This is a genomic window from Saccharicrinis aurantiacus, from assembly GCF_001660705.2.
GTDB lineage: Bacteria > Bacteroidota > Bacteroidia > Bacteroidales > Marinilabiliaceae > Saccharicrinis > Saccharicrinis aurantiacus.
In genome coordinates this window covers 181,410-207,823 of record NZ_LYBV02000031.1, presented here as the reverse complement: position 1 = coordinate 207,823, position 26,414 = coordinate 181,410, and the positions used below count along the sequence as shown (strand labels likewise).

The window sequence follows — 26,414 nt, the reverse complement described above, 5'->3', positions numbered from 1 at the left end:
GTATGAGGCTTGTATTTATTAACTTATTAAACCAGAAAGAAATGTCTGACGATTTCACTACTAACAGCCTAATGGACCCTATTGGACGATTAATGGGACTAAGATACAAATCGCACCCTTGGCATGGGGTCAATATTGGAGATGAAGCTCCAGGAATTGTAACCAGCTTTATTGAAGTTGTATCAACAGATACCATTAAATATGAGGTAGATAAAGCTACTGGCTATCTGAAAATAGATCGCCCACAAAAATACTCAAACGTAATACCAGCATTATATGGCTTTATTCCTCAAACCTACTGTGGCTCGCGCATTGGCGAATTTAGTGCTAACAAAACTGGCCGCGAAGGTTTAGAAGGAGATGGAGATCCACTTGATATTTGTGTGCTTACTGAGAAAGAAGTACCCCATGGCGATATACTAGCCTCAGCAATTCCTATTGGTGGTTTTAGAATGATTGATGGCAACCAAGCAGATGATAAAATTATTGCCGTGCTTAAAGGCGATGTTCTTTATGGCGATATGAAAGATATAACCGACTTGCCTGAATTAGTACTAAAACGCCTAAAACACTATTTCCTGACTTATAAAGACATGCCAGGATTTGATGCTGATTGTGAAATTACCCATACTTATGATGCTGATGAAGCCAGACAAATCATTAGGCTTTCTGCCATTGATTATGAGTCTCGTTTCGAAGGTTTAAGAAGAGCATTATCAAACTACTAAACAGATCATCGATATAAAAAGAAAGCCTGATAAAACAATTATCAGGCTTTTATTTTATTATAGAAACGGTAATTATACCGCTACATTATTATCACGTAATGCATCGTTTAACGAAGTCTTTTTATCTGTAGACTCTTTACGTTGTCCGATAATTAAAGCTGCCGGAACTTGGAAATCACCTGCTGGAAACTTCTTAGTGTAAGTACCAGGGATAACTACAGAACGAGGAGGAACATAACCTTTATATTCTACTGGCTCTTCACCTGTAACGTCAATAATTTTAGTAGAACCTGTTAATACAACATTAGCACCTAAAACAGCTTCTTTACCAACTCTACAACCTTCAACCACAATACAACGAGAACCAATAAATGCATCATCTTCGATAATACATGGTGCAGCTTGTATAGGCTCAAGAACACCACCAATACCAACACCACCACTTAGGTGAACATTTTTACCAATTTGAGCACAACTACCTACAGTAGCCCAAGTATCAACCATTGTACCAGCATCAACATAAGCACCAATGTTAGTGTACGAAGGCATTAATACAACACCACTTGAAATATAAGCACCATAACGCGCAACAGCATGAGGAACTACACGAATACCTAATTCAGCATAACCCGTTTTTAAAGCCATTTTATCATGAAACTCTAATGGACCTGCTTCAATAGTCTCCATTTTTTGAATAGGGAAATAAAGAATAACGGCTTTCTTTACCCACTCGTTTACTTGCCAATCGTCACCTTTTGGTTCTGCAACACGAATTTTACCTTTATCTAACATTTCCATCAACTCGCGAATCACTTCTTGAGTTTTATCTTCTTTTAAAAGCTCTCTATTTTCCCAAGCCTGTTCAACAAGCTCTTTGTATTGTTCTAACATCATGTTCGATTTTTAATTTGTTGCGAAAATACAACACAAGCATTCTATTTGCAAATTAAAGAGTCACTTATCTTCTAAGTAAAGAGCAGAAGCTATTATTTAAAGCAAGTAGGATAATCGTGCAAATTTTAACTGTGAGTTCATTGAAATTGAGTTTCTTGGGACTTAATCGTATGATAAATAATATATGATACTTTGTAAAGTTTGGAGCATAAAAAAGGAGATACATTTATATCTCCTCTTCGTGTCTCCTGTAGAAATTAATATTTTTTTGTGGCAGTTAATTTACCATCATCACCAAAGATCTTCCAAGTACCAGATTTTTTGCCATTTTTGTAAGACATATCATAACGAAGGGTTCCCTTTTCATCATAAATCTTCCAAATACCATGCTTTAAACCTTTCTTGTAACTTGCAACACCAACTTTTACACCTTCTTCATTCCAAGTCTCCCAAACACCATCCATCTCGTTATCTGCGTAAAAACGGACTTCTTGTTTCGATTTATCTTCGAAGTAATAAGATGATGAACCTTGCTTTTTCCCATCAACAACATTCATCTCTAATCTAATGCTCCCATTTGGGTAATGTTCAACATAAGTACCGGAATATAATTCACCATCTTTGGTATAATATAATCCGTCTTCTTTTTGAATCAACTGCGCAAAACTAACAGTAACAAAACTGATTAACGCGAAAATTGTAAAAAATATTCTCATGGCTTTTAAATTTAAGAATTTAACTAAGCCTCCCAACAATGATAATAAAAGCCCTGTGTATTACTCTTATTATCTTAACATCAAATTAACAATTAATTAACAAATTAAACAAATATCTAATATTAAGTTTTAATTATTTTTTACAAAAAAAGGGCACTATAACTAGCGCCCTCGTATATATTATCTGTCCTTAATTTCTAAAATTGCATCTCCGCCTCAGAATATTGCTTCACAAGACTCATAACTGCTCTAGCACATCCTTCTTGACCTCCCTTGAAGGAGAAAACCAGATTATATACTTTAGACTTACGGCAAACAAATTCGAATGAATTATACATTTTACCACCTTCAAAGTTACTTATCAACATGCGATCTCCATCGTAAAGTTGCATAATCACTTTTTCAGGATTACCAATACCATTTACGGCATTGAATTTATAATGGCTTCTACTGTTTAAAATAACACTAAACTTTACATAGCCTGTTTGCGAATCCTTTTTATCTTTTTTAAGGTCAATGGTAAAATCCTTCATATATTGAGCATCTCCCATCTCCTTTAAAGCTGTTTTTAACATACCCTCATCGCATTGTGCATGACTTGATACGGTAAAAATTGCCATAAATATTATCGATAGAATTAAAACCTTCTTCATATCTTTATTTTTTAATAGTCCGTTTTAGTTTAAATGATTTCATATCATTATGTTAATCTAAGAATGAAAAACGTACAAATATAAACGTTTTTAATTGATTAACTATGAAATGATAAAGTCTCTTAAACTTTTGATCTCTTTGATTATTTTAGTTAAGCTTTCAGGAGCAATCTCCACATGGCTTATCTCATCCTGAACTATTATTAGAGTTCCATTTCTTTCAATTCTTTTTGGCTCTCCAAACTCCGTTGTAATTTTAACACCCTGATAAGCTTGCTTTATTTGTTCCATACGAGTAACCATTTCGGCAAAATTAGGATCTGCACTGTAGTTATTCATAATAATCAGAAGAATATCGATAATATCCTTTTGCTCTCCTATTCTATTAATAAGATCCTCGTTATTGGTTTCTTCAATTACTTGCGATGAAATGTATAAACCTTCAATCCATGCACCCGTAACAATTAAAGAACTTACATTACTTCTTTTTTGTTCGCGCAAGTAAGAATCCATCTTATTGAAGCTACTTACTGAAACTTCCATTAATGAATCTAAATTGCTACTATTTGTAGCCATTTTCTTAAGTGCTGCAAAATCGAAAAATTGTCCCACTTTAATACCCTCAGAAAGTTCTTTAACTGAAAGTAAATAAGAAACAACAATTGTATTCTTATCAAAAGTATTGATGTAACCAAGATCAGCACTATAAACACCAAGGTTTAAAGCACGTTTAAAACTTGTGTTATAATCCTTAACCTTCTCTGGTTTATTTAAAATCTTTTGTGAGAAATCAACGCCTGATTTCTTAATTAATGAAGCCATCTCAACTGGCGAAGAAATATTTTGTATCACATTACCAATAATCTCCTCAGATAATTGTAAAGGTTCGTTCTGTTTTAATGCAGAATCAGAAACAGAAAAATCATCACCAGAGTTTCCTTTACTTGAATTACCTGAACATGATGAAATGAATGCGATACCACCAATTAGGGCTATTGAATAAACTAAGTTTTTTAACATGATAAGTTTCGTTTTTATAAAAGACGTTTTGTTATATACTCGATTAAGAAAGAAAAGGTTACCTTTTTAATATTTTAATTTCACTGATGATTTTAAAACTCTTACGTAATAAATCAAAATATAAAACCGCATATAATATTAAAGTACAGATCCATACCATTACAATATTGAACCATAAGGTTTCGTAATACTTGCCAGCAAAATGTTTATTTGGAGCAAAGAAATGTGTTCTGAATGAGAAAAACCCTTCGGGTTCAGGCCTTTGATATATTGGCTCAACATTCTGAATTAACTTATCACCATCACGCAATAACTTATTAGTTTCAAATGTTTTACATACAATATCAGTAATACTTTCATTAAGATAAGTATCCTTAACTCCATTAAATCTTTCTTTACCAATCTTTTGAATTAGAAGTCCAATCTTTCTTTCTTTAAGATTATTAGCTTTAACAAATCGGTCGGAATAGTAGCTTTTTAAAGTAGCTAAATGATTTTTAATAGATTGATAAAGGTCCTCTGAAAAATTATCAACTGTAATGGCAGAAATATCATTAAAAGATATCTCACTAACTCTTTTATTCTCTTTAGAAAGTTCGTTCTGAATTAAGGCTAAATCATTTTTGAACTGCTTGGCATCATTTTCACCTTTCCCCAATAAATGACTATTACATCTATCTAAAAGTAATTCTAGCTCGGGCAAATAATAAACCACCTTAAAATCGGTTACACTTTGCTCTTGATCAATCTCAAAGAATTGACTCTGGTATACATTGTGTTTAAACTGGTCAACAATTAATCCCTCGTAAATATATCGTGAAGGCATAAACTCAGCAACAAAAGGTACTTTGTCAGGACTTGATATATCTCTATTAAGTTTATCAAAGGTAAACATTGCACCACCTAACACCATTTGAGGTATCATTACTAATGGAATTAGTATATATATGGTAACAATTGAGTTAAATGATGCGGATAGTATTAATCCTAATATATTAGCGAATGCGGAAACGGTAAATAATGCGAGCCAGAATTCAAAATACATATCTTGAATGCCCAAAATGGAATTAGCTACAGCTACGAACAGTGCCATTTGTATGGCTGAGATTGTAAATAGAATAAGAATTTTTGAAACAAGATAACTTGACCTAGAAAGGTTTAGAAATGCTTCGCGTTTCAGTATTTTAGCATCCTTAAATATTTCTTCGGCACTTACAATGAGACCGAAAAATAGAGCAACCACTATTCCCATAAATATATATGGAGGGATGTTCTGATTATCTCTGAATATATATATGTTCGATTCTGGATCTACAATATATCGAATTAAAAATGCTAGAATAAAGCCTAAAACTGGGGCTTCTAATAAGTTCAGAAGCAAATATTGTTTATTACTTACTTTTGACCAAAAATCACGCAAAGTATAAATACTAAATTGCTTAATCCATGTAGGGATATTTAAAGACTTAGGAGGTGCATCATTTACTTCTTCGAGAACAGGAATTGTAATATTCTGTTTATAGTGTTTATGCCACTCAGGAGGAGATGTTTTTCGTTTGTTTGTGTAATTACCATATTCATCAATTACATTAGCATCAATGATATTGAATAATAACTCAGGATTTAAATTACCACAAGAAGGACACTCACCTTGATCGCTATTAATTTGTGCGTCTAACTGTTTAAAATAAATTAGCGATTCACTTGGATTACCATAATATACAGGATAACCTCCAGTATCTAGGATAAACATTTTATCAAACATCTTAAAGATATCTGACGAAGGTTGATGAATTACTACGAAAATTAACTTTCCCTTTAGGGTTAACTCTCTTAGCAAATTCATTACATTTTCTGAATCTCGTGATGATAAACCCGAAGTAGGTTCATCAACAAATAAGATAGCTGGTTCTCTAATTAATTCAAGCGCAATATTTAAACGCTTACGCTGTCCACCACTAATCATTTTATTTAATGGAGATCCAACTTTTAGATTTCTTCTTTCAAATAAACCTAGGCTTTGCAGCGTATCGTTGACTAACTGATTAATTTCTTCCTCACCTTTATCTTTAAAACAAAGTTTTGCATTATAATAAAGATTTTCAAAAACAGTTAGCTCTTCAATTAAAAGGTCATCCTGAGGGATAAGACCAATTACTCCTTCAACATCGTCTTTATTGGTGTGCATATTCACACCATTAATTTCAACAGTTCCCGTTGTAGGAGACTCTGTGCCTGAAAGTACATTGAGCAAAGTTGTTTTACCCGCACCACTGGCGCCCATTATTCCAACTAAACGTCCGTGCTCTTCTGCGATATTTACATCACGTAGACCTATACCTCCATTCTTAAAAGTAAAACCTAAATCGTTTACTTTATAAGATATTCTTGGTGTCGATGCATCTGTCATAAAATGACCAACTACATCGGTATAGTAAATTGGAGTACCTGTAGGTAACTTAATAAAACTACCTTTTGGAAATAAGTATATTCTACGACTATTTAGCAGTAATCCATTCAAGAAAATATCTTGATCACCAGTATATCGAAGGAAATATAAATTAGAGCTTTTTACTCTTAGAATAAGAACGTTTCCATTTAACTTTCCTGATTGAATATGCTCGCGGTTAACGCCAACCTTATCTGTTGAGTTAATAACCAAAAGGTCTTCAAAATCAAGTTTATCAAGATCATCGTTTATTACGAAGGCCTCAATCTGTTCTTTTTCTAAAGCTGTAAACTTAAATACGTCGGCTACAGTATTTATAATAGCCATACGTTGATCGGTAAATTTCCGATCGGTATTTATTAATTCGTATAATCTAACAAGAACTACAACTTTCTGCTCTTTATTAAGTTGCTTGTTAATTTTTTTACAAATACCAAGAATACGCACCGAATCCTTCATTGAGGTAAGTTGTACTTTACCTTCAGGTTTTAATGCGCTTTTTTTATCCTTTGAGTGCTTTTTAAACAAGGCATAATACTCCTCTACAGCCTCAGAACTAAGCTGTTGCTTTAAAAAAGTTTCAACAAAATCAAGTTCACTTTCCTGAACTCCGTCATCTTGTTTGGCTATTAAGCCAAACAGCTGCATCAATGCCTTTAATATTTCTTCACTCATAGGATACTATACTTAATTTGCTTAGTCAGCGTATGATATATAATCAAATGGAATATCCACAATATCTGCATATTCTTCACCTGCCTCTAGCATATCCTCTTCTTCTTCGTGATAATGCCAAATAATTTTAACATCGTTGCCAGCTTCAACAATTTCTTCGAACTTTAAAAGTAAATCCAAAATAATTTTTGAAGATGCAGTATTAAAATACTCTAGTTTAATATTTACTTCAGTAGAATCATTCGCTGCTTCTGCATATCCATCGATCCACTCAAGAATTGGTTCGTAAAATAAATTTACATCTTCTGGTAGTGATCTTCCTGAGAATTCGAACTTACCGTTGTCCTTATCCAATATAACGTTAGGAGTATCATCTGTGCCCTGAATATTGATAACTTCCATAATAGAATTTTTTATATTTATTTATTTCTGTGAATAGTTGATGTTAAAATAAAGAACGAAACTTCATCGTTTATTTCTTTAAACTGATAACCTAAAGTGCTTCCTGTTTTCTTAGCTATATCAATTAACCCAAGTCCAGCACCACCTTTATCAGATAACCTACCTTCTTTCATCTGAGTTTTAAACAACTCTGATAAACCTTTTTTATCAAGAGAATTTACTTGTTCAAGATTCTCAGTTAGGCCAGGAACTTTACTATTTCTTATCACATTACCTGTAATAATATTATAGCAATCATCACCCCTACTTACCATAACAATACCTCTACGCTCCTCTTCAGTATCTTCAGCCATAGAATCAGCATGTTTACTAATATTTTGTAAACACTCTACCATAACATTAAATACTTTACGCTGAACAGCATTAGACTCTTCGTGCTTTGCCATACTTTTCTCTGTCATGGCAGTGAATGTCTTTGTGATATCCTGCGTAATTTCTCCTTCGTAAACCAAACTAATTTCGTTGGTTTTCATAGTTCTATAAAGCTGGTAAGCAAAGTCTAAAAAACTATGACCATCCTGCTGACTATTCAGATTATTAATATCCATACTTTTGTATTTATAATTCAATTCCTATTAACAATACATCATCTACCTGCTTCTCTTCGCCTTTCCAGCTATAAAACTCTTCTGAAAAATGGCGCGAATAATGCGACATAGTATGATCTGCATTCTCGGTTAAAGCCTCTCTTATTCGGCGTGTTTGATATTTCTTTCTTTTTTCTCCTCCTAATTGATCAGGAAGACCATCTGAGAAAATAAATAATTTATCTCCTTCTTGATATTCTATTACATGATTATCAAACTCTTTCTCCTTCTTCTTTAAAAGAGGTTTACCTCCAATACCTTTCCTACTACCTTTATATTCTATTAATTCGCCATTTCTGAGCAAATATAATGGATTATGCGCACCTGCAAATTGTATTATGCGATTTTCTTTATCTATTTTACATAGTGCAAGATCCATTCCATCTCTTCCATTGTTACCTTCTTCGTTCTGTTTTAAGGTATGGCGCACGCCTTGATGAAGTTCTTCGAGAATTTCAGCTGCATTTAACCCTTCATCAATATTCACAATATTATTTAATAGGAAATAACCAATAAAGGATAAAAGAGCCCCTGGTACTCCATGACCTGTACAGTCAACCGCCGCAATATATTGTTTACCATCTTTCTCAGCAAACCAAGGGAAATCACCACTAACCACATCCTTAGGTCGATAAAACATAAATGAGCGTGGGAAGTACCTTTGTATAAATGCAGTGTCTGGTAATATGGAAGTTTGAATACGTTGTGCGTAGTTTATACTATCAGAAATTTTCTTGTTTTTTTCCTTTATTTCTTGCTCAATCTTTTTAAGCTCAGTCATATCATGAGCCACAAATAAGATCGATTCTAAGTCTTTTTCATCATTAAGCTCTGGAATTGCTTTGATACCCATTACACGTGTACCTTCATCAGCTTCCATCTCAATTTCATCGATAATTTGCTGACGAGTAGCCTTTATTTTTGTTAAAACAGTTTCAACAAACTCAAGGAAACGTGGGTCAATAGCAATATCATTCATTCGCTTACGCACAATTTTACCAATGCTCAAACCAATAAACTGAGCAACAGCCGGATTGGCATAAACAACTTTTCCTGTGGTGTTAATACGAATAATCATATCAGGCGAGTTCTCTGATAAAGATTGCATTCTACTTTTCATGCGCTCCTCTTTCTCAGCTCTAATACGTTCTGTGATATCCTGTGTATTAAAGATTATACCGCGAATGGCAGGATCATGTAATAAGTTTTTACCCTTCGTCTCTAAAAATAACTTTTCACCATTCTTTCTAAGATAGGCATACTGCGCAGTACTTTCTCCTCCTGGTGTAGCCTTAAGGTATTTGAATAGATTATTTATTGTTTTATATCCTTTAGGAGTTAATAAATCAGGATCCATACCTGATATTCCTTCATCTTCATCGCTATAACCAAGAATACGTTTAACAGATGGACTTTCAAATACCAAGCGTTGATTCTCATCGTAAATAGAAATAAACTCAGAAGCATTTGTTAATAAAGCAACCAAACGTTTCTGTCCATTTTCCACCTCTTGTATTTTGCTTTCTAATAACTGATTAGACTGCTCCAGGTCTTCTTGAGCAATCATCATCTCTTTAGCATTTTCTTTTAAGGTCTCTTCATTTTTCTGAAGCGTTAAAGTCATTTTTTGTGACTCCTCTAATAGGCGCTCAGTTTTATAATTAATCTTTTGCGCATAAATAGTTCTACCAATTATACTACTTAACTCTTCGGCAAATTCTAATTTATATTTTGGTAAACTATTATCTAAAAACCCTAATTCAATAATACCTTGAAGTTCTTCTTCTTGCATTAAAGGCAGAATAATTAAAGATTTTGGTTTCTGATCTCCAATTAATCCACTCTTTATAATAAAATAGTCATCTGGTATTTCGGTTCTATACACCATGGCTTTTTCAAACGCAACTTGACCAACTAGTCCTTTTCCAATGGATACTTCTTGATTCTCGAAGCGTTGACGACTATATGCATAAGTGGCATTGTTAATAAGTTTGCCGTCTCTAAATATATAAAACGAGCCTAATGAGGCACCTGTATAATTAATTATACCCTTTAAGGTTTCAATTGATAACTTATCTATATTACGGTGCGTTCGCAGAATATCATTTAATAGCTCTTTTCCTTCAGTAACCCATTTTTGCTCATCTTCCTTTCTTTTAGTTTTATCTAAATCGCGAGCTAAAAGATATAATGGAGAGGATTTTAATTGACTATTATCCATATAATTCTGGATTTTTCCATTTCGGATAACATCAATAAAATCGAGATTTGTCTTAATTTCCTGCTTTAACAAGCTATTTTCTTTACTATACCTTTTCCTAATTTCTTTATTATAGCCTAGTACTAATATTAAAATAAATGGGATTGATAAAACCAAGGCATCAACAAACCACACAAGTAATGAAGAATGAATTTGTACAATTGCATTCATTGAGAAAGGTGAGTTAATAAAATTAACAAAACCACCCCATACAATTAGCAATAGCAACAACACTAGGCAACAAAGAAAAAAGAGATTGCTATCCGATATAAGGGACAGATCAATACTTTTCTTAATTTTCAATATTTTTTCTCTATTGAGCATAATTACTAGTTAATGAGCTTTGATTCAATTATCACATTATTAATTTCTTCCCAATAATGCTGTATTTGTATATCAGCAAATGAAGCCAATTCAAAAAGGGCAATTGTCTCTCCGTTCTTTACCAAAGGAAGCAAATACAGATTGCAAGGTTTTTCAGCACCTGAACAAGATTCAATATTAAAATATTCTGAATCAATATCTGTAATCACTAGTGGCTTTTTATCAACAACTGCTTGGCCATTAAAGCCATCACCTTGTATAAAGTTTTCAATTTCAACTTCATCAGATAAACCGTAATGTCCTTCTACGACAAATTCTTCAGAAGGTTGTTTCTTTATGTAACATATTGCTAATCCAATCTCAAAAAACTTTGATAGTTCGCTTAATAATGTTGATGCATCATCTAAATTAAGAATAGCTCCTTTTAGAGAGCTAATACTAGAATCATCTGCCTTCTCTTTACCATCTTCTGTGAATTCTTTTAATTGAGATTCTAAATCCTCAATTTTACGTTGAGATTCTTTGTCTTTTTGAATAATTTTCTCATTTAGTTTAAGAATACCATTTCTACTTTCAGATAAACTTCGATCACTTATAAAAATAATAAGTAAGAAGAAAACATAAGAAAAGCCTTCAAAAATTATAAATGATCCTGAAACCTCAAATTGCGTGAAAACATACTTACACAAAGTAAATATGAATGCAAGCGTAGCAATAAGATAAAGTAGTTTATGATTCCTTTTCATAATGAATTATTCAAGATTATTTAAAAAATTGGTAATCTCATCAGGGCTCATTATAGCCTTTGGAGTGAATAGATCTAAAGTAGCTTTGGGCATTGTAACTATATCACAAGTTTTAGGATCCTGAACAATTGTATATCCATTTTTTGTATGAATTTGTTTCATACCCTGGGCTCCATCCTTATTAGCTCCTGTTAATATAATACCTATTAATTTACCTCTGAAAGAAGTTGCTGCTGAACTTAAGGTATAATCAATGGCTGGTCTGCTATGATTATGGACGCCTTCTGTTGACAATGAAAATGTATTATCAAACTCAATAAATAAATGGTAATTTGATGGCGCGATATAAACCTTCCCTGGTTCAATTTTATCTTTATCAAACGGTTCAACAACCGGGATGTTTGATTTAATATTTAAACTATCGACCAAACCTGAACGCACATGTTTTAATCTATGCATACAGATGATTATTGGCAACTTAAAATCTGGTTTAATTTTAGCAAGCATTTTAGAGACAACAGAAAAACTTCCGGCTGAACCTCCAATAACAATGGCTTTATAATCGTTTATAGATACAGTCATTATTTTATCACTTTATATATGCTTTCATTCTCATTGAATAGAAAATATTCATTTGAGTTTGGACTTATTCTTTCTTGTATACCTAATGCCAATAAGCCATCAGGTTGAAGGCATTCAACAAAAGAGCTTTCTACAGTTTTCTGTAACCTTAGATTATAATTAACCATTGTATTTCGGAACAAAATCATAAATACAGAATTCTTAGGTGGTTGTGCTTCTGTAAAGTTACCGTCTAAAACAGATAGTGATTTTAGCAACTCTGACTTTAAAGAATATTCATCTTCTGTATTAAGAATAAAATCATCCTCGTTCAATTTATCATCCAACCTTTTTAAATTGCTTTTATTTAGTTCTTTGTTTTTAATATCTAAATATCCGCTTAGTAAATCTGATTTACTTTGTGGATTATTAATATTAAGGTAGATTTTCACATCTTCTCCAACATTCAGACTTTGAATTATTATTAATAAAGAAAATAACTCTTCATTTGAAGAGAGCTCAGGAAGCCAAAATACAAGTTTCTTATCTGAATGGTATTTATTTATCTTTTGTCTTAATATCCTCCAAAATGAAGGATCTCTGAATAATTCAGTGGTAGGTATTGGGAATAAATAATTAATATCATCTAATAAACTGCCATCGTGAATTCCATCAATAAATTGAGATAGCTTTTTAATGCTCAGTTTTTGAAAAAGGAAAGTAAACCTTCTTTTTAAAAAAGAAAAGCCATAATTGGTATAATCAAAATGAAGTTTTTCTGATAGTAATGGTGTTATATCCCTAATATCATTTATAGTTGGTATATAAGCCATCTTATTTATATTTATAATGAAACGTATTTGTTTTAGTATAAACTAAACCCTTTTTAGTAAATCGAGTTTTAAAAAAGCCATGCAGAGATTCATGAGAACCAAGAATTAAGGATGCTCCACCATTCATTTTATCAAAGAATTTTCTGACCACATTAAGTTGAAGATCTCCATCGAAATAAATCATCACATTGCGACAAAAGATCACATCAAATTTCTGATAAAATGGGATATCTTCTTCCACTAAATCATGACGCTTATACTTAGGAACCTTTCTTAAAAAGTCCTTTACCTTTATAAGATCATTATCGATATCCACATCAAAATAATGACTAAAATCGTTCCCATCAGGATTTATCCTATCAAATAAATCTTTATATGATTTGCTATAAAGCTTATTAATTTTGTAACTGTACTCACCATTTTGAGCCGCTTTTAAAACCTTAGAGTTTAAATCGGTGGCAATTACATTTACTTTATCGAGTACTCCTAATTCATTAAATAAAATTAGACTAGAATAGACTTCTTGTCCTGTTGAGCAGCCAGCATGCCATACATTAATAGTATCCTTGCTTATTAGCTTCTTATATAAATGATTATAAAGATAAACCCAGGTGTCAGGATCTCTAAATAGATCTGTAGTGTTTACCGTTATTTCGTCAACTAAGTTATCAACAAACTTTTGATCCTTTTTAGTAATATCAAGTAGTTCTTCTAAAGAAATTCGTTTATCTGTTAATACCTTTTCAAGTCTACGATAAATCGAATTCTCTGAATATCCACAAAAGTTATATCTTGAATATTTTTTTAATTCCTCGAGGTATGTTTTAAAGTTAAGTTTCTCCACTATTCTTTTAAATATTAAAACAATTCCACCTCAACGTTTTGAATAAACGCTGTAAAAGAGTGGTCTTCGCCAGTTTGTGCATCAGATAATAAAAACAATACGTAAACCTCTTCTCCAAACTTAGTTTTAATAGGCACCTCTTTACGCTCTCCAATAACTTTTTGCGCTTCTGTAGTTACGTATGCATTAATAAATGCATCATTTTTAGCTTTATCATCTGCAAAAAGCATTGATACATGCTGACCTAAAACATCATTGCGCTCATAGCCCCACAACTTTTCTGCGGCCTCATTGAAGAATTCTAGGATACCTTCTTTGTTTATAGTTACAATAGCATCTAATGCGCCTTCGAGTGTTTTTTCATTTCTAACTTTTACAGCTTCAATTTCTTTAAACTGCTCTTTCATTTCATCGCGAGCCTGCTCTAACATTAAGCCAAGTTCATCTTTAGAGCGCTTCATTTGCTCTTCCATATAAACTTGCTCTGTTACGTCATTCTCAAGACTTAAAATCTTAACAATTTCACCTGCATTATCAACTACAGGAGTGTATGTTGTTAATAAGAATATTTCTTCCCCTAATTTTGTTCTACGTTTAACACGACCTTTAAAATTATGACCATTTCGTAAATCAGTTAGTATTTTAGACAATTCCTCAACATCATCATGAAAGAAGAAAATTTTAAGATTCTGATCCTCTACTTCCTCAGGCAAATATTTGAAAGTTTGCAGAAACAATTGATTTACAGAAATTAAAGTCCCATCCGTTTCAAACTCGCAACTAATGGCAGAGTTGTCAATCGCTTCGAGTATACCTTTCATTTCAACTTCGCGACGATCAGATTCCTCTTGTGTCGCTTGCATTTCCTCTAAGTTCTGACGTAATTCCTCTTCTTGTTGCGCCATCTTCTCAGCTTGAATCTGAGTTTCGTGGAGTAACTTTGTAGTTTGAATATTAATTTGTACTGTTGAAATAGTAGAAGCAATACTTTCTGCGGAACGCTCAACAAATTCAATTTCAAAAGATTCAAATGGTCTAAATGATGCTAACTCAATAACTCCATAAATTTCATCGTTTGCCTTTAGTGGCACAAGGAGTATTGCGCTAGGATTACTTTCTCCTAGGCCTGAAGTAATATTTATGTAATTATTTGGAACGTCGGTAATGTAAATTGTTTCTTTCTCTAACCCACAACGTCCAATAAGTCCCTCTTCCCACTGAATTGTTTTATCTGCAAACTTCTTTCTATCAAAGGCAATGCATGAACTAAGTTCAAATACTTTTTCTCCTTTTTCATTTTTTGTGAGTAAGTAAAAACCGCCTTGATTAATCTTCATGTAATTAACCAAATAGGAAATAATATTGTACGACAGTTCTTCAATATTATCATTATTTCGACGCAAAATCTCAGCAAACTGAGCTAAACCATTGGTTACCCAAGTACGTTGCTCTTCCTCTATTCTACCTTGCTCTTGCTCTTGTTTACTTTGTACCAAGTAATCGCGCAGTTTCAATAATGATTTTGTAAGCTTATCTTTTTTTGCCGTCTGTAAATCAGTGTTCTTCAAATTACCTTGACGTAGGTTATTCACGAAATCTAAGACAATTTCAGATTTCTTAGATTCAGCATCTATATATTCATTTTGCTTACTAATATTTTTGACAAATACTTTTGCATAAAAATAACCGATGCTACCCGATAAAAATGGCAATAAAAATACAACCCACATACCTGGAAAGAAATAGAACATATCTGCGATTGTTCTATTGGATTGTTGAAATACACCTGAGTTTAAATTGAATAGGTAAACTAATACAAGAATAATAATTCCTAGTAGCACCCCTCCTAATGTAAATCTTTTAATGATGCGAGTTAAGTCTAGCTTCTTCACGTTTAATACTTTTATTTATCAAAATACTTTATAAATCTAATAATACTTAGCTTACAAATAGAAAGCTGAAAGTACATCCCAATTTTAAATAAACCAATTACTTTATTAAAAATGGGGCAATATCTTTTAATGCTTTAATATGATTTGCTGCACCCAACTTGGCAGCTTCTTTAGGCATCCCGTATACAATAGAACTATGTTCATCTTGAGCTATTGTTTCTCCTCCAGACTCCTTTAACTCTAGCAAGCCTTTGGCCCCATCATTCCCCATTCCTGTAAGTAATACTCCTGTACAATTTTTCCCTGCATAACGAGAAGCACTACGGAATAATACGTCGACGGATGGACGGTGTCTATTTACTAGAGGCCCCTCTTTAACCTCAACAAAATATTCTTTACCAACGCGTTTTAAAAGCATGTGGTGATTCCCTGGGGCTATTAAGACTCTGCCTTGATACAATTTATCTCCATTTTCTGCCTCCTTAACCTCAAGCTCACAAATATTATTTAAACTATTGGCAAACGACTTTGTAAAACCCTCTGGCATATGCTGAACAATAGCAATACCAGGCATTTTTTGAGGCAAGCTTTTTAGTAAAGTTCGAATGGCTTCTGTACCTCCAGTTGAAGCTCCTAGAACTATAACATCATCTGTCTTTGTAATTCTATTCGCTGCAGAACCCTTTTCGAGAATTACATCAGCAGAATATCTAGGACTTACTTCAATAGTTTTAGGTTTTATACGGGGTTTTGAAACCGTTTTTGATGTTGAGGTAGGTGCTGCTTTCCTTCGTAACATCTTAACGTGCGAAGCAGCCTTTACAGCATCACAAATTGTAATTTTTGACTCGTTAATAAATTTACCAGCATTCATAGCTGGTTTACCAATAATTTCTGCGGCACCATATTCAAGTGCTTTCATTGCAACTTCAGTTCCCTCATTGGTAAGAGAAGAAATAACCACTACAGGAATTGGGTGTTGAGACATAATCTTTCTTAAAAAGGTTAGTCCATCCATCCTAGGCATCTCTATATCCAAGGTAATCACGTCAGGCACTTCTTTCATGATCTTTTTAACGGCAATAATAGGGTCCGCTGCAGTACCAATTACCTCAATATCTGAATCGGAACTCAATATTGATGATAAACTTTGTCGAACTACTGCAGAATCATCTACTATTAAAACTTTTATTTTATCCATAAAATATGCTGTTAAAAATCACCCACTTTATTAAACACTCAACAAATTAATGTTTTATATAATTTAAAGCGTTTTCTTTTCTAATAATTTATGCCTCACTTCGCCTGTATCTGTGAAAAATATAATCTTACGACCTCGTTTTCCACCTGTACTCGAGGCAACAATAGGTATGCCACGCTCTTCAAGTATAATACGTGCTAATCTAATATTTCTTTCACCAATTAAGGTTTTTGTATTGGATTCCATCATTTCACCACCACCAAATATTTTGGCCTGAAGGTCCTGAATTCTCGATCCATGAAAAACCAATCGATCAATAAGTTTATCTGTAGCGACATTGCCGTATTTGGGTGAAGCTAAATCATTACCATTCCAAGTAGGAAGCATGTAATGATTAATACCTCCTATCCGAAGTCTCGAATCCCAAAGACATATTGCTACGCAAGAGCCCAGAATGGTTTTTACCAGATAAGGCTCCTTACTTACAAATAGCGAAGAAGGGTATAAAAAATGTTGTAAATATTGAGTCATCTAATATCCCTTAAAAGATCTCGTCTTCATCATCGAAGAAAATATCGTTACCATCTCCACTAAATCCATCGACAATATTTTTAGCCTCAGGCACACTTATTGTAAATGTTGAGCCTTCCCCTTTTTTACTATCTATCTCAATGTTTCCACTTAAAACATCAAGTAAAGCTTTAGTAATGGATAACCCTAAACCGTGACCACGATTAATAGAATTAATACCAGTATCCAAACGTTTGAAACGTTCGAAAATGGTTTTTTGATTTTTTTCTGTAATTCCAGTTCCGAAATCTTGTACGCCTATTTTTAATACATCTTCATCATCAAGCCATACAGAAACAACTACTTTGCTATCTTTATAGCTATACTTTAATGCATTATTAATTAAGTTACTAAGTATTAACTTTAACTTTTCAGAATCTGTTTTAAAATAGAAATTCTTTCCGAAACCATGTTCAATATTAAATTGAATATCGAATGAAATTCCCATCTTACGTGAAATGATATTGAAAGAATCTACAACTGTTTGTAGTAAACTTCGAATATTAACTTTCGCAATATTAGGAGCAATTTCTCCTGCTTCAATTTTTGCAGCTACAAAAATATTTTTAAGTTGAAAGTCAAGGTTAAAAGCCTCTGAGTGGATTAATGCAACCATTGATACTACCTTTTTCCAATCTTGTTTTTCAACGGATAGTATGGCTTTTGATAATCCTAGTATAGACGTAAATGGATTTACAATCTCATTTGAAATATTAGAAATAAAATGACTCTTAAGAGCTTCTGAGTCTTTAAACTTTTTTGAAACACTTTGTAAATCAAGGGTAAGGTCTGTTATTTCTTTCTGACTTTTTTTACCTTCTTCTAGTCTCAGTCTTAATTCCTTAAGTAACTGCCTGTCTGTTAAATTAGTACTCATGGCTTATTTCTGCTTTATTTTTTTCTAAAAATGGTTGGTTTAATATGCTCTAAGGGTACATCCATACCTGTTAGTGACTCAGAATGTCCTATAAAGAAAAAACCGCCCACTTTTAGGTGCATACTTAATTTATTTATTACCGCTTCTTGTGTAGCTCTATCAAAATAGATGAGTACATTTCTGCAAAAAATCACATCGAATTTTTCTGTAATATTTGAATAACTTGAATCCATTAGATTTAAAAATTTCAGATTTAAATTACGTTGTAATTCAGACTGAACCTTAACTGTTGGATTCTCTTTATCTTTACTTTTTAAAAAATACTTCCTTTTTAAATCGAGAGGTACTATATCAACCTTATTGAAAGGGTATACTCCTCTAGCTGCTTTACTCAATACATTTTTTGAGATATCTGTACCTAACATTGAGTAATTGAAACTTACATTACTTCTTTTAAATTCATTAAGAATCATAGAAATAGTGTACAATTCCTCACCACTAGAACATCCTGCACTCCAAATTTTAAACGCTTCTCTCGACTGATTACCATTTATATGATTAGGTAAAACTGTACTATTAAGAAAATCGAAGTGAACAGGTTCCCTAAAAAAATCTGTTTTATTGGTAGTGACTACATTCAGAAAATTAAAAATCTCTTCCTTGTGACCTTCGGCACTAAACAGATAATCTTTATACTCGGTATACGAATTCATATTAAGAGAACGGATACGTTTTAGCAAACGACCTTGAAGCATAATACGCTTTACTGCAGGCATTTTTATACCAAACTCAGTATAAATAAAACTGCTAAATGCTTTAAAATCCTTCTCTGACAATTCTGCCTTAAAACAATCCAACTCTTTTATATATGTTTTGTTTTCGTGTACCAATTAATTTATTGTTCTATAATTTGTTGTAAATCGATAATATCTTTTGTGCTAAACACTTCATCAGCATTTAATATTAAATAATGCTTGTCATTGGTATTATAGTTTGCCTCAATGTAATTAGGGCTATAATCATTCTCAATAGCTTTAAAGTTCTCTTGTTCGGCCTCAAAAACATCTGATACTGCATCAGCAATAATACCTAAACGAAATACTTTACCTTCTTCTTTTTTTGTAATATCAATAATTACAATACAGGTTTGTGTTGTAAATTCTGAAGCCTTCATACCAAACTTAACCGCCGTGTCAATAACAGGTATTACTTCATCCCTAAAATCAATTACTCCCTTCATAAAGGAGATTGCTTCAGGCATATTTCTCGGCTCTTCGTACTCCCTTATTTCGTTTACCTTACTAACATGAATAGCAAAGGATTGATCGCCCACTGAGAAAGATAAATATGAGTTTGTTATTTCTTCCATTACTTAATTACTTTACTTTCAAGTTGACTATTGAGATGCATTATATCCATTAGGTGAATAAACTGATCTTTTTGTTGAATTGTACCTTCAAAATGTTGAATCATACCCATACCTTTTGTGAAAGGGCTTGGCTTAACTTTATCTTCCTCAATCTCGAACACCTCATGTACCAAATCAACCATTATCCCAAATTGGGTTTCTATTTTATCTTCTGGTGAAACTATAACAATAGAAGTATCTCTAGTGATTTCTTCTTCATCTATACCTAGAACCATACGCATATCAACTACTGGTAAGATATTACCATGAAGGTTAATTACACCTAAAACATATGTTTCAGTATTTGGTACCGATGTAATATTATCCTCAAATGGCAATATATTCCTAACCTTTAAGCTATCAATAGCATAGGTTTGATTTTGTAATTTGAAAGATATTTTGGTAGTTGGTAAACCCTCCATAACGAATTATTTATTCAATTTTTGGATCCAATTATTATGAATTAATCTATTAGTATCAATTACCATTGAGATTGATCCATCTCCCATAATTGATGCCCCAGAAATAATTTCTTGACTTTTTAATAGCTTGCCCAAAGGCTTAACAACCGTTTGGTACTCTCCAATAACATCATCTACAATTAAACCAATCTTTTTGTTCTCGTATTTAACCTGAACAATATGCTGTTTCTCATTTGTTGATGGTGTTTTAAACACTTTTTGCAAATCAATAACCGGAAACTGCTCCTCACCAAGAGATATTACTTCATTAAATATTTTATTTCGATCAGCTTCTGGTAGAGGGTATAATTTCTCGATAGAAGAAATAGGAATAACATATTGTTTTTTGGCAACTTCCACTAAAAGGCCATCAATAATAGATAATGTTAATGGTAATTCAAGTGTAATTGTAGTTCCTTTATCAACCTCTGAGTCTATAGAAACTTCACCTCGTATGGCTCCAATTTTTCTTTTCACAACGTCCATTCCTACTCCACGCCCTGAAAGATCAGACACGTTTTCTCGTGTAGAAAAGCCGCTCATAAAAACTAAATCGAAAATCTCTTTTCTAGTTAACTCAACATCCTCAGTAACTAAACCTTTACTAATCGCCTTTTTAAGAATAAAGTTAGGATCTATACCCTTACCATCATCTATAACTTTGATTATAACGCTAGCTCCTTCGTAATAAGCCCTAAATATAATTGTTCCCTTTGGTGACTTTCCTTTGGTGATACGTTCGTCTGGCATTTCAATACCATGATCGATACAATTACGTATCATATGAAGTAAAGGATCGGTGAGGTGCTCAATAATATTTTTATCTAACTCAATATCTCCTCCTTCAATAATAAAGTCAATCTCCTTATTCAGTTCTTTTGATAAATCACGAACCAAACGCTGAAATCTCATTAAATCGTTTTGAAGAGGTATCAAACTAATTTCAAAGGCATTATCGCGCAACTGCCTAGTCAATTTTTGAATATTCTCAGATAAAGCAATTATCCCTGGCTGACCATCTTTTTCTGCATATAAATTTAACTGCGCTTGTATGGTAACTAATTCACTTACTAAATTAACAAGTTCATCAATCTTATTTGAGGCAACGCGAATGCTTGATATCTTGGTTTCTTTGAGCTGAACTCCCTTTTTCTTGTTTGCTTCCTTGGGTTCTTCTTTGGCAGTTGCAGGTTGTACATTTTTTAATATTTCAGAACTTATTGTCTCTCCAGACTCCTTACAACTTTCTAATAAGTCTTGAAAATCCTTTTGCTCTAAAATATTACCCTCAAAAACCTCTGTTATTTCAAGATCACATTCATCTTCAACAAAAATGAACACATCTTGAATTTCATTTATTGCTTCTTCAGTGTTTAAAATAATAATCCAAGAAACATAACAACTTACTGGATCGAAGGCATCGTATAGAGGCGCCTTGGTATCGTTATAGATAACATGTGCCGTTCCAAGATCATGAAGATCATCTAATAAGAAAAGAGGGTTTGTTCCATTACGGAGAATATCTGTATGCGGTACAAATTTAATAAAGTAAGACTTAGAACCATCCTCCTCCTCTTCAACTGATTGTACATTCTCAGTCAACTCAACCTCATCGTGCTCTGATGGATTTGAAACAAAGCGTTTTACCTTATTTGTTAGGGCATTGGCTTGTTTTTTTTCATCCTCATCCTCTAAATCACCAACACTTAAGTAGTGTTTAATTTGGTCAATAGCTTCAAAAGTTAGAGAAATTAGGTCGTCTGAGATTGCTAATTTGCCATTTCTAACCCAATCAAAAACAGTTTCAAGATGGTGAGTAAACTCACTTAAATCTGTAAACCCAAACATAGCGCCACCACCTTTCAGTGAGTGCATGGCCCTAAATATACGCTCAATTATTTCTTTGTCAGCCCTATCATTCTCTAATAACAGCAGAGATTCTTCTAGGTCCTGAACATTATCGAGGGACTCTTCTACAAATTTAGCTCTAAACTTATCAATCATGCTTGTTCTTGATTTTCATTTCTTAACTACTCAGACCAATTAAGGATGAGTTTCTTAGGGTTTACAAACTACCTCAACACTCGTGAAATAGCACTTAAAAGCTTTGCAGGTACAAATGGTTTAATAATCCAACCTGTTGCTCCAGCCTGTTTGGCTTCCATCTTTTTTGATGCTTGAGATTCTGTAGTTAAGAATAGAATTGGAATATGCTTATAGGTCTCTATTTCACGAACTTTACGTATTAACCCTAAACCATCAAGGTTAGGCATGTGTAAATCGGTAATGATAATATCAATATGTCTTCCATCTAAAAATTGCAGAGCATCTTCTCCATCAATTCCTACTAAGACATCATAACCTTCATTTTCTAAAGTAAAGTTTACAACTTCTCTAATACTTTCAGAGTCATCAACAATAAGAACTGTTTTACCCATAATTTTATATTTGTTTTTATATCTATTGTTTAAAGTAAATTGTTAAAACCTGCATTTTGAAGCAATATTTTAACCTCATCATTAAAGTTATTCTTAAACACTATTTGGTTATCACTACTTTGAAATGACTTCTTCAGTGAAATAATTAATTGAATAAAAGTTATATCAATACTATTAATTCCATTCAAATCTATAATTAAGTTCTTAGAAAAATCAATAGAACTATCAAATACCTCTTTAATTTTCTCAATATGGTTAATTATCAGATCCCCTGAAACTGCAATATTGGTTTCTGTATCAGATTTATTAACATCAATTTTAAATGGTGCATCCATTGATATAGAGTTTGTGATTAAAATTTCTCGTAATTATCTAGATTGAAGTCCTTATCCAGATTTATTATTTCACCACTTGCAGATGGCTTAATAAGTTCCCGTTCTTGCACTCTATCTTGTTTATTAGGAATAATACTATCCGTAGATTTTGGTTCTGCTGATTTAACTTTCACATCTGAATCATCAATTGTAAAGAAGCCAACAGCATCCTTAAGACGATCAGCAAGAACAGATAATTGCTCAGAGCTTTGCGTTAATTCATCGGAAGACGAAGCATTTTCTTGAGTAATTAAGTTCAATTGTTGCATTGCCATATTTATCTGCTCAGCTCCCGTTTTTTGCTCTATACTAGCTGCTGATATTTCTTTTATTAATTGTGTTGTCTTTTCAATATCGGGAACAAGTAAACGTGATTTTTCTCCGGCCTCTTTAGATACCTTTAATCCGTCAGTTACTAAGCTATGAATTTCATCTGCTGCAACTTTACTCCTTTCAGCCAACTTTCTAACTTCGGCAGCAACAACAGAAAATCCTCTTCCGTGCTCTCCTGCCCTTGCAGCTTCAACTGCTGCATTTAAAGCTAAGATATTTGTTTGAAAAGCAATATCGCCAATTATCGTAATCTTTTCAGAAACGAGTTGCATTGAATTAGCAGCCTTGGATGATAATCCGTCGGCAACATTAACATCACTAGCTGTCTCTACAGTAATCTTCTCCGTTTCAACCGCATTCTCTGTATTCTGATCGATATTAGCAACCATCTCCTCAATAGATGTAGAAACCTCTTCCGCTGAAGCAGCCTGATCTGCTGATCCTTTAGACAATTGCACTGAACTATCTTTTAATGTTTGGCCGTTTGTTACCAAATCATTCGCATTCTCTTTAATCGAAACAACAATACTCTTCAGATTAGTCGCCATTGTCTTCAGCGCTTCAGCTAACAGCCCAATCTCGTCATCCTGTTGTATATCTAACTTCGCTGTTAAATCTCCTTCACCAATAGTTTGAGCAAAAGCAACTCCCTTATTTAAAGGCTTAACAACACTATTATACAATATGTATGCGATAGAAGTTGATACCAAAACGAGCACAATCAACATAATGATTACAAAACCATTAAACCACCCAAACGAAGCATCCATATCTTCTAATGCCTTAGCATTAAGTGTAGCAAACTCATCCCCTAAGGTTTCCAACCTCACGGTCAATTCATCACACAACATAATGATTTCTCCGTCTTCCTGCACCATTGGCTCCACTTCAAATATCACCATAACATCATCATACGACTCAAACGAACTTAAGCTCGACATGACATATTTCTGTTTTAAAAACAAGTCGTCTGTTTGAAATTTTAAAGAATCAAATAACAACTGATTCTCAACACTCCATTCTGATTTAATTGACTCTAAGCTTTTTAATAACTCAGGATAATTTTTCGAATGCAACTCCTCAAGTGACTGCTTATCTGAAGTCCCAGGCTGCCTATCAATAAACACCCAACTTTTTATAAGTGATTTTGAACTAACCAACATATCATGATATTGACTAATTAACTTCTCTGAAGGGCTGTATATTTTAGTAATCTCCTCACTTAATGTTCTACTATTATTTAGCGTAACAGAAGTTGAAACCCCATTAATTAGTATTGCGACTAAAATTAACCCAAAACCAATAATCAATTTCTGAGCTATATTAAGTTTAATTTTCATACAATAATTTATTAAAGTAATACTACATTTTAATAGCAGCAGCCATATTCTCAAGCTTAGAGCTAATGCTTAGTCCGAGAGCTTGTGCATTATTACCACTAATTTCAAATTTTAAATTATTATCTCTAACAACAAAATTAATTACAGAACCATGCTTGGTTGCCCCTTCAGCCTCTGTTATAATGAGTGAATTTTTTCCGATTACACTTTTTATAGTTGCAGCATGCTTTGAATAATTAAGCGATGAAGATACAAACACAACCTGACAGGCTGATAATTCATCAATAGATTTAAACTCCTTAACAACTACATTTTGGTAACCAAATTTCTTACCTACAGACTGCTTTGTTAACCAACTGGCTACCCTACTATCCTTTATCACACCAATCACAAAATCCCCATCTTTAGCTGCTTCTGGCCATCCTATGTATCTCACAAAGTTTAATGTAAATACAGCTTTATATTTCTCAACTTGTCCAAAACTAAGGCTTGGAATAAGAACAAGGAAAAATAGGAATACACCCATTTTTTTCATAAACAATTACAATTAGTTCTACGTTTTTTCTAAGGGTATTACGGCAGCTGTTACAATTAGGTTACTTATTACAAACATTTTTTGTTAAAAAAAGAGAAGACCTATAATTTTTACACTGTTTTGCCAAATGAACCGATAAAACTCATAAATTTGCCTTTTCTATTTATATTTAGGAATGATTCGATTAGTAAAACAACATAGTGCTAAGGAGGGGGATAATTTTAACGAAAATCTAATTTCTATTTTGGATACACTCCAAAAAGAAAACGCTGATTATTTCACTATTAAAGTCACCATTTATATCAACTCAGAAACAAGGGACAGTTTTTTTAAAGAAAGCGATTCTGCTCTTCAGAATTGCAAAGCGTTTTTTAAGGATAAAATCCCTGGGTTATCCATAGTCCCAATATCTTTACACAGAAACATTCCTTTTCTTATTGAATCAACTTTGCATAACAAAAAAGAAGGAGTTGTAAAGTTTAAACAATTATTTGATCATCATTACACAGTTGTTGAAAATCATAATTCTACCGAACTTTTCTCCGGATCAATTTCTTTTAACGAGACAAGCAAAGTATATAACATTCAGAAAACACTCGATTTTGCAGAGCAGATTCTTGATGCAGAAGAAATGACCTTTGAGCACCTCTATAAACAAAATAATTATATTGGTGCATTGTCAGAAGATAGTCTTAAAGAATTTAATGAGATTAAAGATTTCTATTATGGTGGTGCTCAATTTAAGAATGGTTTACCCTTAAATATCAATATTGGTTCAAATCACGATATTTTATCTGTTGACATTTGTGCTTTAGCCTACGGCGATGAGAATACTGCATTCAAGAGAATAAAAAATAGTATTATAATTAATAATTCCTCTCCACAAATAAATACGATTCATCAAAGCCCCAAAGGAGATCTCAAACAACAAACCACAAACACTATCCTCAATATTATTAAAGAAATAAAGAGTCTTCAGGCTAATTTAAATCCTCATTTGCAAAAAAAGGAATTATCTGAAAAAGACCTGCTATTCTTGCGGGTTATAGTAACAGAAGAAAATGACTTTGATTTTGTGAGTAAATATATTACTGAAGCATTACCTTTTGTGCCATTTACTATCATGTGTGCCAATTCAGCCCACAAAAATCAATTAATACAAATAGAAGGGATTACAAATCTCAACATAACACTTTAGAGCAAAAATACAATGTGGACAGTTATTGCACGCAC

Annotated in this window: 26 protein-coding genes; 2 read left to right on the top strand and 24 right to left on the bottom strand. The window is 32.9% G+C overall.

The genetic code is table 11. From position 1 onward, the window contains the following. Nucleotides 1–2: 2 nt before the first annotated feature. Complete coding sequence (locus A8B35_RS14875) at nucleotides 3–728, top strand: inorganic pyrophosphatase (RefSeq protein WP_245820798.1); 726 nt, start codon at nucleotides 3–5, stop codon at nucleotides 726–728. Between the two features lie 72 nt (nucleotides 729–800). Here A8B35_RS14875 and A8B35_RS14870 read toward each other — a convergent pair whose 3' ends face one another. The 24 genes from A8B35_RS14870 to A8B35_RS14755 all read right to left on the bottom strand — a co-directional run bounded on the left by A8B35_RS14870 (nucleotide 801) and on the right by A8B35_RS14755 (nucleotide 25,181). Beyond that, nucleotides 801–1,619 (bottom strand): 2,3,4,5-tetrahydropyridine-2,6-dicarboxylate N-succinyltransferase, encoded by an 819-nt coding sequence (locus A8B35_RS14870; protein WP_075603339.1) that lies wholly within the window; start codon nucleotides 1,617–1,619, stop codon nucleotides 801–803. A gap of 260 nt (nucleotides 1,620–1,879) precedes the next feature. Beyond that, on the bottom strand, nucleotides 1,880–2,338 hold the full coding sequence (locus tag A8B35_RS14865; protein WP_075603338.1) for a toxin-antitoxin system YwqK family antitoxin: 459 nt from the start codon (nucleotides 2,336–2,338) through the stop codon (nucleotides 1,880–1,882). A gap of 197 nt (nucleotides 2,339–2,535) precedes the next feature. Further along, the gene (locus A8B35_RS14860; protein ID WP_075603337.1) at nucleotides 2,536–2,991 is read right to left on the bottom strand and encodes a hypothetical protein; all 456 of its coding nucleotides are present in this window, start codon (nucleotides 2,989–2,991) and stop codon (nucleotides 2,536–2,538) included. 102 nt (nucleotides 2,992–3,093) lie between these two features. Next, nucleotides 3,094–4,011, bottom strand: a complete 918-nt coding sequence (locus tag A8B35_RS14855) for a hypothetical protein (protein ID WP_075603336.1) — start codon at nucleotides 4,009–4,011, stop codon at nucleotides 3,094–3,096. A gap of 58 nt (nucleotides 4,012–4,069) precedes the next feature. Then, nucleotides 4,070–7,135, bottom strand: coding sequence for an ATP-binding cassette domain-containing protein (locus A8B35_RS14850; RefSeq protein WP_075603335.1), 3,066 nt, complete (start codon nucleotides 7,133–7,135; stop codon nucleotides 4,070–4,072). Between the two features lie 21 nt (nucleotides 7,136–7,156). Next, the gene (locus A8B35_RS14845) at nucleotides 7,157–7,537 is read right to left on the bottom strand and encodes a DUF1987 domain-containing protein (protein WP_075603334.1); all 381 of its coding nucleotides are present in this window, start codon (nucleotides 7,535–7,537) and stop codon (nucleotides 7,157–7,159) included. Between the two features lie 17 nt (nucleotides 7,538–7,554). After that, nucleotides 7,555–8,145, bottom strand: a complete 591-nt coding sequence (locus A8B35_RS14840; protein WP_245820797.1) for a SiaB family protein kinase — start codon at nucleotides 8,143–8,145, stop codon at nucleotides 7,555–7,557. Nucleotides 8,146–8,155: 10 nt separating this feature from the next. Then, entirely contained in the window at nucleotides 8,156–10,615 is a 2,460-nt protein-coding gene (locus tag A8B35_RS14835; RefSeq protein WP_245820796.1) for a PAS domain S-box protein, read from the bottom strand. Nucleotides 10,616–10,773: 158 nt separating this feature from the next. Then, nucleotides 10,774–11,514 (bottom strand): GAF domain-containing protein, encoded by a 741-nt coding sequence (locus A8B35_RS14830; RefSeq protein ID WP_075603332.1) that lies wholly within the window; start codon nucleotides 11,512–11,514, stop codon nucleotides 10,774–10,776. A gap of 6 nt (nucleotides 11,515–11,520) precedes the next feature. Then, nucleotides 11,521–12,096 carry a chemotaxis protein CheB gene (locus A8B35_RS14825; RefSeq protein ID WP_075603331.1) on the bottom strand — a complete coding sequence of 192 codons (576 nt, stop codon included), beginning with the start codon at nucleotides 12,094–12,096 and terminating at the stop codon, nucleotides 11,521–11,523. Next, the gene (locus A8B35_RS14820) at nucleotides 12,096–12,908 is read right to left on the bottom strand and encodes a CheR family methyltransferase (RefSeq protein ID WP_075603330.1); all 813 of its coding nucleotides are present in this window, start codon (nucleotides 12,906–12,908) and stop codon (nucleotides 12,096–12,098) included. Before A8B35_RS14820 ends, A8B35_RS14825 begins: the two co-directional genes overlap by 1 nt. A 1-nt stretch (nucleotide 12,909) precedes the next feature. Then, a complete protein-coding gene (locus A8B35_RS14815) occupies nucleotides 12,910–13,752 on the bottom strand; it encodes a CheR family methyltransferase (protein WP_083634471.1) in 843 nt (280 codons plus the stop codon). Between the two features lie 14 nt (nucleotides 13,753–13,766). Further along, complete coding sequence (locus A8B35_RS14810; protein WP_075603328.1) at nucleotides 13,767–15,644, bottom strand: PAS domain S-box protein; 1,878 nt, start codon at nucleotides 15,642–15,644, stop codon at nucleotides 13,767–13,769. Between the two features lie 97 nt (nucleotides 15,645–15,741). Continuing rightward, nucleotides 15,742–16,845, bottom strand: coding sequence for a protein-glutamate methylesterase/protein-glutamine glutaminase (locus A8B35_RS14805; protein WP_075603327.1), 1,104 nt, complete (start codon nucleotides 16,843–16,845; stop codon nucleotides 15,742–15,744). Nucleotides 16,846–16,908: 63 nt separating this feature from the next. Continuing rightward, entirely contained in the window at nucleotides 16,909–17,376 is a 468-nt protein-coding gene (locus A8B35_RS14800) for a chemotaxis protein CheD (RefSeq protein ID WP_075603326.1), read from the bottom strand. Nucleotides 17,377–17,386: 10 nt separating this feature from the next. Then, nucleotides 17,387–18,292, bottom strand: a complete 906-nt coding sequence (locus A8B35_RS14795; protein ID WP_075603325.1) for a sensor histidine kinase — start codon at nucleotides 18,290–18,292, stop codon at nucleotides 17,387–17,389. 14 nt (nucleotides 18,293–18,306) lie between these two features. Continuing rightward, nucleotides 18,307–19,182, bottom strand: coding sequence for a CheR family methyltransferase (locus A8B35_RS14790; protein WP_075603324.1), 876 nt, complete (start codon nucleotides 19,180–19,182; stop codon nucleotides 18,307–18,309). Nucleotides 19,183–19,187: 5 nt separating this feature from the next. Beyond that, the gene (locus A8B35_RS14785; RefSeq protein ID WP_075603323.1) at nucleotides 19,188–19,661 is read right to left on the bottom strand and encodes a chemotaxis protein CheW; all 474 of its coding nucleotides are present in this window, start codon (nucleotides 19,659–19,661) and stop codon (nucleotides 19,188–19,190) included. After that, on the bottom strand, nucleotides 19,661–20,122 hold the full coding sequence (locus A8B35_RS14780; protein WP_075603322.1) for a chemotaxis protein CheW: 462 nt from the start codon (nucleotides 20,120–20,122) through the stop codon (nucleotides 19,661–19,663). Before A8B35_RS14780 ends, A8B35_RS14785 begins: the two co-directional genes overlap by 1 nt. Before the next feature lie 6 nt (nucleotides 20,123–20,128). Then, nucleotides 20,129–22,165 (bottom strand): chemotaxis protein CheA, encoded by a 2,037-nt coding sequence (locus A8B35_RS14775; protein WP_083634470.1) that lies wholly within the window; start codon nucleotides 22,163–22,165, stop codon nucleotides 20,129–20,131. A gap of 68 nt (nucleotides 22,166–22,233) precedes the next feature. Beyond that, entirely contained in the window at nucleotides 22,234–22,599 is a 366-nt protein-coding gene (locus A8B35_RS14770) for a response regulator (RefSeq protein WP_075603321.1), read from the bottom strand. A 29-nt stretch (nucleotides 22,600–22,628) separates the two neighbouring features. Further along, nucleotides 22,629–22,934: an STAS domain-containing protein gene (locus A8B35_RS14765; protein WP_075603320.1), complete on the bottom strand. Its 306-nt coding sequence runs from the start codon at nucleotides 22,932–22,934 to the stop codon at nucleotides 22,629–22,631. Between the two features lie 17 nt (nucleotides 22,935–22,951). Then, nucleotides 22,952–24,646 (bottom strand): methyl-accepting chemotaxis protein, encoded by a 1,695-nt coding sequence (locus A8B35_RS14760; protein WP_075603319.1) that lies wholly within the window; start codon nucleotides 24,644–24,646, stop codon nucleotides 22,952–22,954. 22 nt (nucleotides 24,647–24,668) lie between these two features. Continuing rightward, nucleotides 24,669–25,181 (bottom strand): YfiR family protein, encoded by a 513-nt coding sequence (locus tag A8B35_RS14755; protein WP_075603318.1) that lies wholly within the window; start codon nucleotides 25,179–25,181, stop codon nucleotides 24,669–24,671. Between the two features lie 175 nt (nucleotides 25,182–25,356). On the opposite strand from A8B35_RS14755, the gene A8B35_RS14750 reads away from it, so the two are divergent. Beyond that, the gene (locus tag A8B35_RS14750) at nucleotides 25,357–26,379 is read left to right on the top strand and encodes a RidA family protein (protein WP_075603317.1); all 1,023 of its coding nucleotides are present in this window, start codon (nucleotides 25,357–25,359) and stop codon (nucleotides 26,377–26,379) included. Nucleotides 26,380–26,414 lie beyond the last annotated feature (35 nt).